Genomic DNA, 16,092 nt, shown 5'->3' with positions numbered 1-16,092 from the left:
TAGAGAGCACGATGTCAGCAATTCATGAGTTGAAACCTCTGTTCAAGGCTTTGGTCGTTTCCCGATCGCTTCGCTCGCGTCACTCGCTGGCCGGTCTGGGCATGGTCTGTCTGATGCCGCTCAGCGCGCAGGTCTGCGCCGAAGAAATCGCCGTCAACATTGCCGCGCAGCCCTTGCCGCAGGCGTTGCAAGCGTTTGGCGAGCAAACCAACCGGCAGGTGATCTACAACGCCGCCGACATGGCTAACCTGCGCAGCAATCGCGTCAGCGGCAAACTGAGCGCCGAAGCGGCAATCGCCGAACTGCTCAAGGGCACCGGCGTGCGCTACAGCTTTGAAGGCAACACGTTGATGCTGGTGCGCGGTTCCGCCACTGAAGGCCTTGAGCTGGGCGCGACCACCGTCAATGCACAGCAGCTGGGTGCGACGACCGAAGGCAGCAACTCATACACCAGTAACGCCGTGACCATCGGCAAGGGTACCCACACCCTCAAGGAAATTCCCCAGTCGATCACCGTGATGACGCGTAAACAGATGGATGACCAGAACCTGGTCAATCTCAAGGACGCCGTCAACCAGACCACCGGCGTGGTCGGCCTGCAGGGCGTCGGCCAAGGCATGATTCTATCGTCGCGCGGTTTCCAGATCGACGACTGGCAGTACGACGGTGTGCCGATCCCGCGTAACACCTATTCGCTGGGCAACTGGGCGACCCAGGACCTGATCTTCTATGACCGCCTGGAAATCCTGCGCGGCGCCTCCGGCCTGCTGCAAGGCACCGGCAGCCCCGGTGGTGCCATCAACCTGGTGCGCAAGCGTGGCCAGAGCGCACCGACCGTGACCCTGACCGGCAAGGCCGGCTCTTGGGATCACTACGGTCTGCAAGTGGACGCCGGGGGCCCGCTGAACCAGGCCGGCAACATCCGAGGCCGCATCGTCGTCGACGAAGACCAGAGCAACTCGTTCATCGACCACGCGTGGAGCAAGACCCACTCGCTGTACGGCGCCCTGGACATCGACCTGCGCGAAGACACCACCCTGGGCTTCGCGGTCAGCCAATCCAACGGCGAATCGCGCGGCAACATCCGTGGCCTGCCACTCTACGCCGACGGGTCGATGCCGGACGTTTCGCGTTCGACCTACACCGGCGCGCGCTGGAACCGTTCCGAAATCGACGTCACCACCCTCTACGCCGATCTCGAGCACCGCTTCAACGACGATTGGGCCCTCAAGATCGGCACCGTGTACATGACCGAAGACAATCAGTCGAAAAACCAGCGAACCCAAAGTCCTGGCGGTCTCTTGCCGGATGGCAGTCGCGTGCAATATGCCGACTTCGTGACCGATTTCCAGTCCACGAAGGCCGGTCTGGACATGAATCTGACCGGCAAGTTCGAAGCCTTGTCGATGCAGCAGGAAGTCATGCTGGGCGTCAACTTCTCTCAGCTGGAGACGGATGATCGCTTCGCCCGTACCTTCAACAGCAGCAGCGACACCATCTTCGACCTCGACAATGACCGTCCGGACATCAGCTACGACAGTCTGCTTGCCGCGGGCGGCCAGGGCACCCTCAGCAAATACGATATCCGCCAGAAAGGCCTGTACGGCACCTGGCGCGTCAAGCCGGTTGACGATCTGACGCTGGTACTGGGTTCCCGGGTTAGCTGGTACGACTTCAGCTACAAGTCGAAAACCGAAAGACAAACCGGTATCACGCCCAACGAGCCAAGCACCGGAACTGAAACCGGAGTGGTCACGCCCTACGCCGGTATCGTCTATGACCTGAGCCGCGAATGGGCGGTATACGCCAGCTACACCGACGTGTTCCAGCCGCAAACCAACCGTGATTCCAACGGTACGGTACTCAAACCCATCGTCGGCACCAACTACGAAATCGGCCTCAAGGGTGAGTTGATGGACGGTCGGGTCAATACCTCCTTGGCCATCTTCCGTTACGACCAGGAAAACCGTGCCGTCAACGACATCGCCGGTGGTATGGAGTGTAATGGCTGGTACTGCTCGGCAGCCTCGGGGAAAGTTCGTAGCCAGGGTGTCGACGCGGAAATCAGTGGTGAAGTGACGGACAATCTGCAGCTATTTGCGGGCTATACCTACAACACCACCAAATACCTGGAAGACCCGACCAACGAAGGCAGCATCTATAGTACCTGGACGCCGAAACACATGCTGCGCGTGTGGGGCAACTACCAGTTCACCGGCGACTGGAGCCGTGTCAGCACCGGTCTGGGCTTCACCACCCAAAGCCACACGCTGGTTTACGATCTTAACAAAGATGTACCGGGTTACACCGTGTGGAATGCCCGCATCGGCTACCAGCTGACGCCGGAGATCGGTTTGGCGGTCAACGCCAACAACCTGTTCGACAAGACGTACATTTCGCCCGCTTACAACCAGCTCAATGGCAACAATAACTTTGGCGACCCGCGCAACCTGATGTTCAGCGTGACGTACAAACCGCAGTTCTGATTGCAAGCGACAACTAAGCCCGGCCCGCATTTTGCGGGCCTTTTTTTTGTTTGTCTGCGATTGGGTGGGCGCACACACACTTGTGGAAGCGGGCTTGCCCTAATGCCTGTCAGTTAAGCGCAACCCTGTAGGAGCGGGCTTGCTCGCGAAGACGGCGGCATAGTCAACATTGATGTCGCCTGATACACCGCTTTCGCGAGCAAGCCCGCTCCCACATTGAATTGCGCTTAACTGACTGGCATCAGGGCAAGCCACGCTCCCACAGGTTGATCTGCAGCTTATCTGACTGACATCAAAGGCCCGCCGGAATCTGCCGGCGGGTTGAGAAGGAACAGGGGGATCAGCAAGGGGCGGTGGTGGCCAGGAAGGCGTCGATCAGTGAGTCGATCAGTGCGTCATCAAAGATCATGCTGCGGTGCAACAACGGTGAATGGACCGAACATTTCAGTTCACCCGACGGGCTGTAACGCCGGATCAATGCCTCGCAGAACGCCAGTTCTTGCGCAGTCTTTTCCGGTACGGCCCACCAGCAACTGGGCCGGACCTGCACCGGTTTGAAGGTAAAGGCCTTGAAAGCCTCCAGCAGACGGTCATGCACCGAGAACGCCTGGGCATTCATCACTTCGTTCTTGACGCTTTGCACGATCGACAACAAATCGCCTTGGCCCGGTTCGACCAGGCTCGCTGCCCAGTCATGGAACTGCTTGACCGAGCTGCGTGGCGAGTCTTTCAAATACGCCGCCGTACGGTCTGTCAGGGTCGGGAACAACAGATCGAAATAGTGAATGGCATCGAGGATTTCTTCCGAGGCTTCGCTGCTCTGTTCAGCACTGGGCAAGCGTCGATAGCGGGGCAAGTCCTCGGGGTAGAGGTGTTCCGGGATGGTGCTGTCCACCAGGCCGAGAAAGGCCACCTGATGACCCAGGCCTTCCAGTGTGGCGGCGATATCCAGCGCAATCGCTCCCCCCAGCGACCAGCCCATCAAGTGGTAGGGGCCTTGAGGTTGTGTCTTGACGATTTCGTGGCTGTAATCGGCCACCATCTCGTCCCAGCTTTGGCTGCCATCGCTGAAACCGCGATGCATGACCCCACGAACCGAGGCATGGGCCTTGAGTTTCTTCGCCAGCGGCTGGTAACAGAACACGATTCCGCCGCTGGGGTGCAGACAGAACAAGGTCGGTGCGCTGGCCGGGGCCGCATTCAACTCGACCACGCACTGAGTCTGCTCCCGATGCTTGCGTGAAATAAACGCCGCCAGTTCGCCGATGCTCGGATGGGCCAGTAACTCTTGCAGACGCAGTTCGATGTTCAGACGGGTCTTGAGCGTGGAAATGAACTGAATGGCCAGAATTGAATGCCCACCCAATTCAAAGAAGTTGTCGGTCACTCCCACACGCTCGATGCCCAGCGATTGCTGCCAGAGCTGAGCGAGTGCCTCCTCCAGTGGGTTGCTCGGCGCAACGTAGGCTTGCTGCCACAGACTGACATCCGGCTCGGGCAGGGCCTTGCGGTCGAGCTTGCCGTTGGCGTTGAGCGGGAAGTGATCGATAAACAGCAGGTGGCCGGGCACCATGTAATCCGGCAACTGCGCCTTGAGGGCGTTCAGCAGCTGTTCGCGTAACTCGGTGCTGGCCGGTTCGCTGGCGATCACATAACCGACCAGTTGCAGGCCGCTCGGCCCCTCGTGGGTCAGGACCACGCAATCCTGCACGGCGGCCAGGCTCTGCAGGCGTGCCTGGATTTCCCCCAGTTCGATGCGGAAACCACGAATTTTTACCTGATGGTCGATGCGTCCGACGTACTCGATGCTGCCATCGACGCCGTAGCGCGCCAGATCGCCGGTGCGATACAGGCGCCCGCCCGGTAGCGGGTCGAACGGATCGGGGATGAAACGGGTGGCGGTCAGGTCGGTGCGTTTCAGATACCCACGTGCCAGGCCGGCGCGGCCGACATACAACTCACCGATGCAACATTTGGCCACCGGGTTGAGATGCGGGTCGAGCAGGTACCACGACAGGTCGACAATCGGCTGGCCGAGGGGGCTGGCTGCGTCCGAGTGCAGATCGTTCAGTGACAACGGCCGGTAGGTCACGTGCACGGTGGTTTCTGTAATGCCATACATGTTGATCAACTGCGGCGCGCGATCGCCGAAGCGCTCGAACCAGGGGCGCAGGCTTTGCACATCAATAGCTTCACCGCCAAAAACCACATAACGCAGGTGTTGCGTCAGCGACTGCCCGGGTTCGCAGGCGACCTGCATCAGCTGTTTGAAAGCCGAAGGCGTCTGGTTGAGCACGCTGACTTTTTCCTCGCAAAGCAGTGCGTAGACGTCCTGTGGCGAACGGCTGACCGCGTGCGGCACGATCACCAGCCGGCCGCCGTGCAACAGGGCGCCGAAAATTTCCCACACGGAGAAGTCGAACGCATACGAGTGAAACAGACTCCAGACATCGTCCTGGCTGAAGTTGAACCAATCGGCAGTCGCCTGAAACAACCGCATCACGTTGTGGTGCGGCAGCAGCGCGCCTTTGGGTTTGCCGGTCGAACCCGAGGTGTAAATCACATACGCCAGATTATCCGGGTGCACCGCCACTTCGGGATTGCGCTCATCCAGCGAGTGACTGGACGGTATCTGCTCGAGTAACAGGCAGCGAACCTCGGCGGGCAGCGGCAACTGTTCACGCAGATGCGCCTGCGTCAGCACCAGGGCGATGGCGCTGTCCTCGATCATGTAGGCCAGGCGTTCGGCCGGATAGGTCGGGTCCAGCGGCACATAGGCGCCCCCCGCCTTGAGGATCGCCAACACGCCGATGATCATGTCTGGCGTACGCTCGACGGCGATGCCCACCAGCACATCCGGACCGACGCCTTCGCTGATCAGTCGATAGGCCAACCGATTGGCCTGGCGATTGAGCTCGGCGTAGCTCATGTGCTGTTCGCCAAAACTCAGGGCGATGGCCTCGCCGGCTCTGCTGGCGTGGGCTTCGATCAAATGATGCAGGCAGTGTTCGTGTGGGAGTCGGGTGGGCTGACGATTCCAGTCGGCCAGGGTCTGTTGATGCTCGTCCGGGGCCAGCAGTTGCAGCTCGCCGAGGGCGCGCTCAGGGGCTTCGATAAGGCTCTGCAACAGGTTCTGCCAATGCCCGGCCATGCGTTCGATCGTCGCCGGGCTGTAGAGGTCGCGGCTGTACTCGAAGGTGGCGACAAGGCCTTGGTGCGAGTAGTCGATATCCAGTGAGAGATCGAATTTGGCCTGGTTTTCCCCTGAACCGAGAAACTCCAGCGCCAGCCCGCCCCAGTCCATCGCGGGTGGCTCGGCGGTGCCGGTGCGCCAGTTGAACAACACCTGAAACAAAGGATTGGACGTCTGGCCGCCCGGTCGTTGCAGTTGATCGAACATCAGCTCCAGCGGGTAATCGGCATGCTCGAGTGCCGCCAGGGATTGCCCCCGCAGGTCGTGCAAAAAATCCACGGCGGTGCGGGTCGAATCGATTCGCGCCCGGTACACCTGACTGCCGACGAAAAAGCCCACCAATTCCTGGGTTTCACCACGGTTGCGGTTGGCGTTGGGTACGCCGACGGTGAAGTCGTGCTGGTTGCTGTAGCGGCCTAGCAGCAATTGCCACGCGCCCAAGGCCACCACAAACGGTGTCAGCCCCTGGCGCTGGCAGAAGGCGTTGAGCATCTGCGACAGTGAGGTAGGAACACTCAATGACCAGCGCCCGGCGAGGTGTTGTTGACCAGCTGCGCGGGCAAAATCCTGGGGCAGTTCGAGCACGGGCAGCTCGCTGCCCAGGTACTGGCGCCAATAGTCGCCACTGCGGGCGCAAGCGGCACTGTCGAGGTATACACCGCGTTGCCAGGTGGCATGGTCGGCATATTGCATCGCCAGTGGCGGCAGTTGCGCGGTGTCGCCCAGGCGGGCCTGGCCGTAGGCGCGGGACAGGTCTTGCATGAGAATCGCATTGGACCAGGCATCGGAGACGATGTGGTGCATGTTCAGCAGCAACACATGCTCGCGGGTGTCGAGCTTGAGCAGCGTGGCTCGGATCAGCGGCGCTCGGCTCAGGTCGAATGGGCGCAGTGCCTGGTTCTGGATACGTTGCGCCAGCTCATCGGCGCGGGCCTGGCTGTCGAGCGCCGAGAGATCTTGCTTGTGCAGGGTCAGACGGGCGTGACGCTCAACGACCTGGAGGGGTACACCGTCGATTTCCTTGAACGCGCTACGCAAAATGTCGTGTCGATCAATGACCCGATCAAGTGCCATTTCCAGTGCCCGGGAATCCAGTTCGCCGGTCAGTCGCAAGGCGCGTGGCAGGTTGTAGGCCGAGCTGGTCGGTGCCAATTGTTGCTCCAGCCACAAGCGCTGCTGGGCAAACGACAGCGGCGCTCGATCCAGGCGGCTGCGGGGCGACAAGGCCTGTACATCGTCTGCGGCATCGGCCAGTAGCAGCGCCAGCAGATCATCATCAAGAAGTTCGTTCATGGGGTTCTCGCAAAAGGCGGCAATGCGTCGACCAGGGCTCAGGCCGTGGCGGCCGGGGCTTTTTCACTGATGACCTGACCCGCTTCCATGCGCACCAGTTGGTCGGCGACATCGAAGTAACGGTCGTCGTGGGAAATGACGATGATGGTCTTGCCCAGGTACTTCAGTTCCGGCAGCAGTTCGGTGTAGAAAATTCGCCGGAACACCGGATCCTGATCGGCTGCCCACTCGTCGAACACCAGCACTGGGCGTTCCTCCAGCCAGGCGTTCAACAGGGCCAGGCGCTTGCGCTGGCCGGTGGACAGATCGGTGGTGCTGAATGCGCCATCGCGGATGCTGACTTTGTGGGCGATTTCCAGGCGTTCCAGATAGCGGTTGGCGTCTTCGGGAACCTGCTGGTCGCCTTGCACCAGTTCATCGAACAGGTAGTAGTCGGCAAAAATCGTGGTGAACAACTGGCGATAATCGTCGCGATTGCTGGCCAGTACCGGCGCGCCGTTGAGGATGATTTCACCGCCCTGTGGCGCGTAGAGGCCCAGCAGCAACTTGATCAACGTGGTCTTGCCGCCGCCGTTCTCGCCGACGATGAAGACGATTTCGCCCTGGGCGATGGAGAGGTTGACCGGCCCGAGGGTGAAGGGTTTGCTGCCGTCCACCGCAGGGAACGCGTAATGCACGTCGCGCAGTTCGAGGTGTTCGACCACCGTTTTGGCGGTGTTCTTATCGCTGAGCAGCAAGTGCGGCTCGGGCGAGGAAAACTGTTCGGCAAGGTCGGCAATACGCTTGAAGGCGATGTTGGCGCGGCTGATGATCGGCAGGGTGATGACCAGATATTCCAGCGGGCCTTTCATGTACAGCAATACCAGCACGAAACCGCTGAGCACCGCTTTATCGGTGCCCAGCCAGAACGATTGCAGCGCCAGTGCCAGGCCGATCACCACGAAAAACAGCATCGAACCGAAGGTTTTGGCCACCACGAACGTGTTGATCGAACGGATGTGGGTATTGCAGATGTAGTCGGCGGTGCCTTCGATGCGCTGGCTGAACATGCGTTGGCGGCGCGGGCGATGGATGCGCAGTTCCTTGGCGCCGGCCGCGATCGCGCTGTAGTGTTTTTGCAGTTCGTCTTCGGCCTCGCGAGCGGCTTCGAAGCCCTTGATGCCCTTGGCCCTGGCCGCATATTGCACCACGGTGCCGATCACCAGCGCTACCAGCAACAGGGCGAACATCGGCAGTGACAGATACGCCAGGTAGCTCAGGCAGCCAAGGGTCACGGTGAAGGCAATGGCCAGCGGTGCAAAGGAGAAGGCGAAGCTGCTGACGGTGTTGACATCGTGGGTCAGGACCGGAATGAGCCGATGGCTGCGATACCGCTCGATCTGTTCGATCGGGGCCAACAGGACTTTCTCGCCCAGGGATTTACGTAGCGCGGCAATGATGTGCTGCCCGACATGATTGGTGCCGATATCCGACAGAATCGATGTCAGCAGGGCCAGCGCGCACAAGCCGACAAACATCATCAGCACACGGGTGGGTGGGCTGCCTTCTGCGTTCAGGGCATCGTTGATGGTCGCAAGCAGCGCGGTAATGCTGAGGCCACCCAGCATGCCGAGCATGATCGACAGCACCACGACGACCCGAAAAGGCTTGAGCAGGCTGAGGACTTCACTGATGGCTCCGCGGGAATTCGAGGTCATGGGGGGTTCCGCTTCAAGTGCCGTTAAGGGCAAAGGTTCAAGGGGTGAGCTGTTCGTGGGCGTGCATCACAGATCCCGCGCGACGCGAAAGCCGATCCAGTCGCCACGGGTGTCGGGGTAGGTGGCGTTACGGTTACCCGAACGCGAGAACACCGGTGCTTCACCCCAGTCATTGCCACGAATGCGCCGGGCCTTGCAGTCGCCGGTCAACCACGCGCTGCCATCGCTCGGTGCACCGACGTAGTTCTCGTTGTAGCAATCGGCGGTCCACTCATAGACGTTGCCGTGCATGTCGTACACGCCGAAGGCGTTGGCCGGGAAAGTGCCCGCCGTTGAGGTGAAGTTGTAACCATCGGCGGCGCCGTAGGTGTTGGCATGTTTGGCGATGCTGTATTCCTTGCCTTCATCGAACGGGAAGGGGAACGGGCCGCTGCTGCCCGCGCGTGCGGCATACTCACGCAGCGATTCGCTGACCAGTCGATAGTGCTTGCCGGTCTTCTTCGAGAGCCAGGTCACGTAGGCATTGACCTCGGGGAAGTCCATGCACACCGCCGGATGCCTGGCCGTGCGTTCATAGCGCGGCACGCCGGCCTTGCACTCGCGGCCCGGCCGGGTGTCGCCATCGGGCATGACGTAACCGGTGTCGCGCAAGTACGCGTCCCACTCGCCGGCCAGCACCTGAAAGCGGCTGATGGCCAGCGGTTTGGCGAAGGTCACCGGGTGCAACGGGCCTTCATCGGGCTCGCGGCCCACCTCATTGTCCGGGGTACCCATGGTGAAGGTCCCGGTGGGCAGCACGACCATCTCCGGGCAGTCCTTGCAGTCCTTGAAAATTTTCCCGGGCGGGGCAGATGCGGCGGCCTGAGCGATGCCCGGCATCAGGCTTGCAACCACGGCGGCGAAGGCCAGTGCGGGGAGCGTCTTCAAGGAAAAACTACGCAGCTCACTGTTCATCATTGCTCTCGATAAAAAGTTAAAAGGAATCAGGGGGCTAGTACCCGTCAGTTAAGGAGCGGAACCTGTGGGAGCGGGCTTGCTCGCGAAAGCGGTGTGTCAGGCGACATCAATGTTGACTGTGCCGCCGTCTTCGCGAGCAAGCCCGCTCCCACATTCATCATGGGGTTGGGATCAGAGCTGTGTGTCGAGCAGCGCCATGAAGCGGTCGACTTCGGCTTCAGTGTTGAGCAGCCCCGGCGCCGTGCGGATCACCGGGCCCACGTCGCGCTCCACGGCATCGGCGATCACCCGGTTTTGCATCAGCCAGGTGGCGATCTTGTCGCTGCTCTGACCCTTGACCCGGAAGAAGCTGAAGCCGGACGACAACTCGGGGCTCAGGGGCGTGACCAGTTCGATCCGAGGGTGCGCTTGCAGGCGTTTTTTCATGTAGCTGTTCAGGGCATGGATACGTGCCTGAACATCGGCCTTGCCCAATTGCAAATGCAGTTTGAAGGCTTCGTTCAGCGCCCAGCGGTACTCGAACGAGTGGTAGCCACCCGGCGTCATGGTGGTGGAGAACGCCGTGGCTTCGGAGAAGGTCGGGATGATCGGCGTGACGTATTTGACCTCTTCACTGCGGCTGCAAACGATGCCCGTACCGCGGGGGCCGAACATCCATTTGTGCGTGCCGGCGATGAAAAAATCGCAGTTCATGGCCGGGAAACTCAAATCCTCGACACCAAAACCATGCACGCCGTCGACCAGATAAATGATGCGGTCCTGCTCGCTGCGGTGGCGGTTGTGCTTGTCCACCAAGGCGCCGATTTGCGCGATCGGCAGTTTCACGCCGCTGCCGGAGTGCACCCAGGTCATGCCCAGTACACGGGTTTCGGGTTTGATGTTCTGGTCGATCGACGCAAGGATCTCGGCTTTGGAGGCCGCCTGCGGATCCTTGAACAGCCTGATCTTGCGCACCCGGGTGCCGTCCCGTTGGGTGCGCAGATTGAGGATCGTATGGGTCGCGTAATGCTCGTGGGCGGTGGTGAGGATTTCCTGGTCCGGGCGCACATGAACGCCGCCGTAAATCATCGCCAGGCCTTCGGTGGTGCTGCCGGTCAGCGCGATCTGTTTGGCATTGGCTTGCAGGTAACGAGCCGCCCAGACGCGCACCTCTTCTTCGCGCTGCTCGATGACACCCAGGTCCCAGTCCATGGCAAGCCCAGGGTTTTTATCGAGGGCGGCACGGTGCATCTCGATCGCTTCGCGTACCGGTTTGGGGTGCGAGGTGATCAGGAAGTTGGAGAAGTGCAGGTAATCCGGATCCTGGTCGAACAGCTGCCGCAGTTGCGCCCATTTGTCCCGCGGCAGCGAGGGCAGGGGCGTGGCGCTGGCGACGTTGTGCAGGCCGGCAGTCAGGGGCAGGCCGGCGGCGAAGATCCCGGCCTGTTTCAGAAAGGTGCGACGATCGCTCATGGTTTGCTCGTGCCTTGTTGTGAAATCAGCGCTGGCTTGGCGGCTTTCTGCACCTGGTCCCAGACCCGCAGGAAGTTGCCGCCCCAGAGCTTGGCAATGTCTGCTTCGGAGTAGCCGCGCGAGATCAGCTCCGCGGTGACATTGCGAATTTCACCGACGTTGTTCCAACCCTTGACCCCGCCACCTTCGTTGAAGTCGGAGCTGATGCCGACATGGTCGATGCCGATTTTTCGCACCGTGTAGTCGATGGCGTCACCGAGGTCCTTGAGGGTGGCCTTGGGTTCTTCTTCGAGAATCGCGTAGAGACGGCTGGCGTACTGGCCGAATTTTTTCTCGGACCAGGCGGCGATGACCGGATCACCCGGCATCAACGCCATGGCGAGGTTCGGCAGCGGTGCCAGGTCGAACTGTTGGCGCAGTTCGTTGAGTTTGTCCTGGGTGGTCTGGGTCAGCGGTCGCAGGTATTGGGAGAAACCGACCACCTGCACCACGCCGCCGCTGTTCTTGATCAGCTGCAGTTCCTTGTCGCTGAGGTTGCGCGGGATATCGACCATCGCCCGTGGCGCCGAGTGCGAAGCGACCATCGGCGTGCGGCTCAAATGCGCGACTTGCTCCAGGGCTTTGCTCGACATTTGCGACACGTCAATGATCACTCCCAGGTCATTCAAGCGATGCACCGCTTGCTTGCCCAGGTCCGAGAGGCCGTCGAGGGCGTCTGGCGAATCGTTGAAAAACGGCAAGGGACGCGAAGAGTCGGCCCAGTCGTTATTGCCGATGTAGCTGAAGCCGAACATGCGCATGCCGCGCGCCGTCCACAGGTCCAGCAGCTTCAGGTCATGGCCCAGCGGGTAGGCATTGAGCATGCTGATGAAAATCGCGAACTTGCCTTCACCGTGCAAACGACGGAAATCGTCGGGGGTGTAGGCAATGGCGACCTGATTGGGAAAGTCGCGGACCATGCCGGAAATAATCTTGTAGCGGATCTCCTGCTGGTTGCGTGCCTCTTCGACGAAACCGGCGGTGGGCCGGTGCGGCGCGTTGGCGCCATTCCACAGTTCGGGCCAGCCGAAAATCGTCAGGGCCGCGCCGGACAGGTGCCCACGGTTGGCCTTGACCAGGTCGAACTGGCCCTTGCCGTCCTTGTCGGCTTCGTTGCCTCGCGTGCCGAAGTTCTGCATCAGGCTGATGTGGCTGTCGAAGGAGAGCATGCGCTCGTGCAACTCGTCGGCCTGTTTCATCACCTTGAGCGGGTAACCGAGGTTGTCCTTGAACCCGTAATACCAGACCGCGAAGCCTGCGCTGGCGGTGATCGCCAGGGCCAGCGGCAGGCCGATGTAAAGAGCCTTTTTCGAACTTGGTTTTGTCATTGCCATCTCAGTCAGGTTCGCCGCCCCGGTGCGGGCGCAGGGGCCTTTGCTATCTGGGAGGAACGAGTGGCTGGCAGAAAAAATTAGGGCCTTGTGCGATGCCTCGTGGCGAGGGAGCTTGCTCCCGCTGGAGTGCGGAGCGGTCCAAAAACCTGCCACCGCGGTATGACTGAAAACCACGCTGACAGATTTTACGACTGCTTCGCAGCCGAGCGGGAGCAAGCTCCCTCGCCACAGGGGATTGTGTTTGGCACGCTTAAATTTCCCCACCCAACAAACGTTCTAGCTTGGATAAAGCCTGCTTCATGGCTGACACAGGTAGGGCAATGACGATTTCTCGACGATGGTTCATGGCAGGCCTGGCGCTGACCGGCGCTGCCGTGCCGGCGGCTTATTATGGGCATCGTGAGTGGACGAAGCCGGACCCGACGATCACCCCCGGCGAAGCGACCGTCGACCTGGCGGACACCGCGGGTCAGCAGTTGGCCGACTCGCTGCGAGGGATCTGGGATATCCGTTTCGAAGGTTCGCAAGCGGGTTTCGACGGTTTGTCGCAGAGCGGGCTGGAACTGTTTCTCGACATCGCCCAGCGCGGCCGCGGCCTGCGTGGTTGCCTCGATACGGCGCAGCAATTACGTGGCGAAGCCGAGCCGCGTTACCGGGTGATCGGCGATCTGGTTTCGCCCGACGCCAGTAAGCTGTACTGGCGCCTGGTCGATACACGATCGGCCAACGGCGCACCGGCCTATGAACTGGCGGTCACGCTCGATGAGGTCTGGGCTGATTTCGGCAATGCCGGTAGTGGCACGCTCAGCGGGCGGATTCTGCGTCTGGATCGCCCGCTCGGCTTGCCGGAACTGGACAATCGATTTGTCGCGCGTAAACGGCTGTTTCCCGAAGCCCGCGAGCGTGTCGGTCTGAATCCACCGTTACTGGCGTGGCTGGTTTCCCCCGAACACCGCTTGTTCCACCAGCTCTGGCATGCCACGCGGGACAAATGGCACAAACTCTCCGAAGACCAGCGCGGTGCCTTGCGTGGTATCGGTTGGCAACCGGGCCCGCGGGGCGAGGAGCGCGATGCCCGTGGGTCGCGCAAAGACCGTAATGGCTCGGGGGTGGATTTTTTCTTCATGCATCGGCACATGCTTGGCACTGCGCGCTCGATGCAGGACCTGCCGTCCTGGCCGAGCTTCCCGATGCCGCAGCCGGAACTTGAACGCGACCGCCAGGGTTTTGCCCGCTATTTCGACAATCACGATGGCACGGCGCTGCCGCCCACCTGGCTGGCCGCCGAAGACACCGAGTACACCCGGTGGGTCAGCGACATCAAGACGGCCGAGACCTATCACAGTAATTTCCAGGTTTGGGAATCGCGCTACAGCGATCCGCGTTATCTGTCGAAGCTGACCCTGGGGCAGTTCGGTTCCGAGATCGAGCTAGGCCTGCACGACTGGCTGCACATGCGCTGGGCCTCGGTGCCACGCGATCCCTCCAACGGTCAACCGGTGCCTTTTGCCCGGGATCCGGCGGACTTTTCCGCGCGTTGGTATGCGCCGGAAAACGACTTCCTCGGTGACCCGTTTTCCTCTCATGTGAACCCGGTGTTCTGGCACTTCCACGGCTGGATCGACGATCGTCTGGAAGACTGGTTCCGCGCCCATGAGCGTTTCCATCCGGGGGAAGTCAGTCGGCTTGAGGTCAATGGCGTGCCCTGGTTCGCCCCGGGGCGCTGGGTTGAAGTCGATGATCCGTGGCTCGGCCCGAGCACCCACGGTTGCAGCACCACGCCGGGATTACAGGTCGGCAAGTCGGTGGAAATGGACCCGGAAACCATGAAGCTGGCGCTGCGTATCACCTTTGGCACTGACGAAAAGAAACTCGCCAAGCTGTTCCGTCGCGTGCCGCAACGGCCGTGGTATGCGCGGAATCTGAAGGTCAAGCCGCTGAGGTCGTAAGCCAGGCACTTGTGGCGAGGGAGCTTGCTCCCGCTGGGTCGCGAAGCGGCCCTGAAACCTGCAATCACATAGTGTCAGGCACACCGAATGCACAGGTTTTGCGACTGCTGCGCAGTCGAGCGGGAGCAAGCTCTTATAGAACAAAATTTATCTCATTGATTTTAAAGATAAATTTATTTGCCGATTTATCGGCATGTTCTCTGCGCGACAGCGCAGCCTCATCGCAGGCTGGGCGGACTCCCTCGCCACAAAGACAGTGTTCGGTTCGAAGTTTTGGGTCACAGATAACCTCGATCAAAGCACCTGCCACCCCCCACCCAACGCCTTGTACAAGGCAATGCTCGCCTGCAACCTCGACAACCGCAGTTGCACATTCGAATCCTGCGCCGCATACAACGTGCGCTGTGTTTCCAGCACCGTCAGCAAATCCTCGGCTCCGGCCTGATAGCGACTTTGCGCAATGTTGAACGCGGTCTGCGCCTGGTTCAGTTCTTCGCGTTGCCACTCCCGCTGTTGCTCCAGGCCGCGAATGCTGTTGAGGGCTTTTTCGACGTCGGCAAACCCGTTGATGATCGCGCCTCGATAGGTTTCCAGGAGCTCTTGTTGACGGGCCGTGGCCTTGTCGCGCTCAGCGCCGAGGCGGCCGTTGTTGAAGATCGGTGCGACCAGCCCGGCGGTGAGGTTGTAGAACGGGTTGCGCAGAATATCGTTGGCCGTGTTGGCACCCGAGCCGATGTTGGCGCTCAGGGTCACGGCGGGTAGCATCGCGGCGCGAGCGACAGTGACGTTGGCCTGGGCGGCGGCCAACTGCGCTTCGGCCCGGGCGATGTCCGGGCGGCGGCTGAGCAGTTCGCTGGGCAGCCCGGCCCCGATGGCAGGCCACTGCAGTTGATCGAAGGACTCCTGGCTGGGCGGCAGTTGCTGGACCGGCCGGCCAAGGAGGGCGGCGAGGCTGATCAGGGCGTCCTCGGCTTGCTGTCGAATCAGCGGCAGTTGCCGTTGTTGCGCCGCCACCAGACTTTTCTGTTGCGCCAGTTCCAGTGCGGTGGCCGAACCCGAATCAAAACGGGTCTGCACCAGTTTCAGGACATTCTGTGCGTTGGCCAGGTTCAGCTCGGCAATGCGACTTTGTTCACCCAGCGCCAAGGTTTGCGCGTAGCTGTCGGCAACCCCGCTGAGCAAGGTCAACTCAACCGTAGCCTGATCGAACTCGCTGGCGCGCAGCCCGAACTGCGCACTGTTTCGGGACGCATGTTTGCCGCCCCAGAAGTCGATTTCGTAACTGGCGCTGAGGCTGGCGTCAAAGTAGTCCACGGCTTTGTCGCTGCTGCTGGCATCGAGTTGGCGGTAACCGTTGCCGCGCAGCAGTCTCTGGTGGTTGGCGTTCATGCCGGCCGTGACCTCTGGTAACTGCGAGCCGCCGGCAATCACCGTGTCGGCCTGAGCCTGGCGCACCCGGGCGATGGCGGCGGCCAGATCATAGCTGCCGACGCGGGCCTGTTCGATCAGGCGATCGAGCTGCGGGCTGCCAAACTGCGTCCACCATTGCCGATTCGCTTGGGAAGCGCTTTCGCGGTGTGGTGATTGCCAGGCCGGCGGGGGTTGAATGCCGCTGTCCGGGCGCGGAGCGGGGTGGCTGCAGGCGCCGAGTAACAGGCAAAGGGTCAACAGGCTCAGTTGCGGTTTCATAGA

Annotated in this window: 8 protein-coding genes; 2 read left to right on the top strand and 6 right to left on the bottom strand. The window is 61.1% G+C overall.

Going from position 1 to position 16,092, the window contains the following annotated elements:
• Positions 1 to 11 precede the first annotated feature (11 nt).
• On the top strand, positions 12 to 2,486 hold the full coding sequence (locus tag IC37_RS21175) for a TonB-dependent receptor (protein ID WP_030131473.1): 2,475 nt from the start codon (positions 12 to 14) through the stop codon (positions 2,484 to 2,486).
• A 340-nt stretch (positions 2,487 to 2,826) separates the two neighbouring features.
• On the opposite strand, the gene IC37_RS21170 is transcribed toward IC37_RS21175, so the two are convergent.
• From IC37_RS21170 to pvdM, 5 genes are all read right to left on the bottom strand, one after another.
• Positions 2,827 to 6,972, bottom strand: a complete 4,146-nt coding sequence (locus IC37_RS21170) for a non-ribosomal peptide synthetase (RefSeq protein ID WP_030131474.1) — start codon at positions 6,970 to 6,972, stop codon at positions 2,827 to 2,829.
• Between the two features lie 38 nt (positions 6,973 to 7,010).
• Complete coding sequence (locus IC37_RS21165; RefSeq protein ID WP_030131475.1) at positions 7,011 to 8,669, bottom strand: cyclic peptide export ABC transporter; 1,659 nt, start codon at positions 8,667 to 8,669, stop codon at positions 7,011 to 7,013.
• Between the two features lie 66 nt (positions 8,670 to 8,735).
• Positions 8,736 to 9,623: a formylglycine-generating enzyme family protein gene (locus IC37_RS21160; protein WP_030131476.1), complete on the bottom strand. Its 888-nt coding sequence runs from the start codon at positions 9,621 to 9,623 to the stop codon at positions 8,736 to 8,738.
• A gap of 174 nt (positions 9,624 to 9,797) precedes the next feature.
• On the bottom strand, positions 9,798 to 11,078 hold the full coding sequence (locus IC37_RS21155; RefSeq protein ID WP_030131477.1) for an aminotransferase class V-fold PLP-dependent enzyme: 1,281 nt from the start codon (positions 11,076 to 11,078) through the stop codon (positions 9,798 to 9,800).
• Positions 11,075 to 12,445 (bottom strand): pyoverdine-tailoring dipeptidase-like protein PvdM, encoded by a 1,371-nt coding sequence (gene pvdM / locus IC37_RS21150; protein WP_030131478.1) that lies wholly within the window; start codon positions 12,443 to 12,445, stop codon positions 11,075 to 11,077. Before pvdM ends, IC37_RS21155 begins: the two co-directional genes overlap by 4 nt.
• A gap of 326 nt (positions 12,446 to 12,771) precedes the next feature.
• Between pvdM and IC37_RS21145 the strand changes: the two genes are divergently transcribed.
• Positions 12,772 to 14,400 (top strand): hypothetical protein, encoded by a 1,629-nt coding sequence (locus IC37_RS21145; RefSeq protein ID WP_030131479.1) that lies wholly within the window; start codon positions 12,772 to 12,774, stop codon positions 14,398 to 14,400.
• Positions 14,401 to 14,694: 294 nt separating this feature from the next.
• Here the strand turns inward: IC37_RS21145 and IC37_RS21140 are convergent, their stop codons facing one another.
• Positions 14,695 to 16,089, bottom strand: a complete 1,395-nt coding sequence (locus IC37_RS21140) for an efflux transporter outer membrane subunit (RefSeq protein ID WP_095920375.1) — start codon at positions 16,087 to 16,089, stop codon at positions 14,695 to 14,697.
• Positions 16,090 to 16,092: the final 3 nt, after the last annotated feature.

Origin of the sequence: Pseudomonas sp. QTF5 (assembly GCF_000512695.2) — a bacterium.
Lineage (GTDB): Bacteria > Pseudomonadota > Gammaproteobacteria > Pseudomonadales > Pseudomonadaceae > Aquipseudomonas.
Note: the sequence above shows the minus strand (reverse complement) of the source record. Positions and strands in the feature narration are given on the sequence as shown.

What these genes read in the sequence shown, in the direction of transcription:
- IC37_RS21175 (WP_030131473.1), top strand. Translation starts at nt 12, where the DNA reads ATGTCAGCAATTCATGAGTTGAAACCTCTGTTCAAGGCTTTGGTCGTT.
- IC37_RS21140 (WP_095920375.1), bottom strand. Translation starts at nt 16,089, where the DNA reads ATGAAACCGCAACTGAGCCTGTTGACCCTTTGCCTGTTACTCGGCGCC.
- IC37_RS21170 (WP_030131474.1), bottom strand. Translation starts at nt 6,972, where the DNA reads ATGAACGAACTTCTTGATGATGATCTGCTGGCGCTGCTACTGGCCGAT.
- IC37_RS21160 (WP_030131476.1), bottom strand. Translation starts at nt 9,623, where the DNA reads ATGAACAGTGAGCTGCGTAGTTTTTCCTTGAAGACGCTCCCCGCACTG.
- IC37_RS21155 (WP_030131477.1), bottom strand. Translation starts at nt 11,078, where the DNA reads ATGAGCGATCGTCGCACCTTTCTGAAACAGGCCGGGATCTTCGCCGCC.
- IC37_RS21145 (WP_030131479.1), top strand. Translation starts at nt 12,772, where the DNA reads ATGACGATTTCTCGACGATGGTTCATGGCAGGCCTGGCGCTGACCGGC.
- IC37_RS21165 (WP_030131475.1), bottom strand. Translation starts at nt 8,669, where the DNA reads ATGACCTCGAATTCCCGCGGAGCCATCAGTGAAGTCCTCAGCCTGCTC.
- pvdM (WP_030131478.1), bottom strand. Translation starts at nt 12,445, where the DNA reads ATGACAAAACCAAGTTCGAAAAAGGCTCTTTACATCGGCCTGCCGCTG.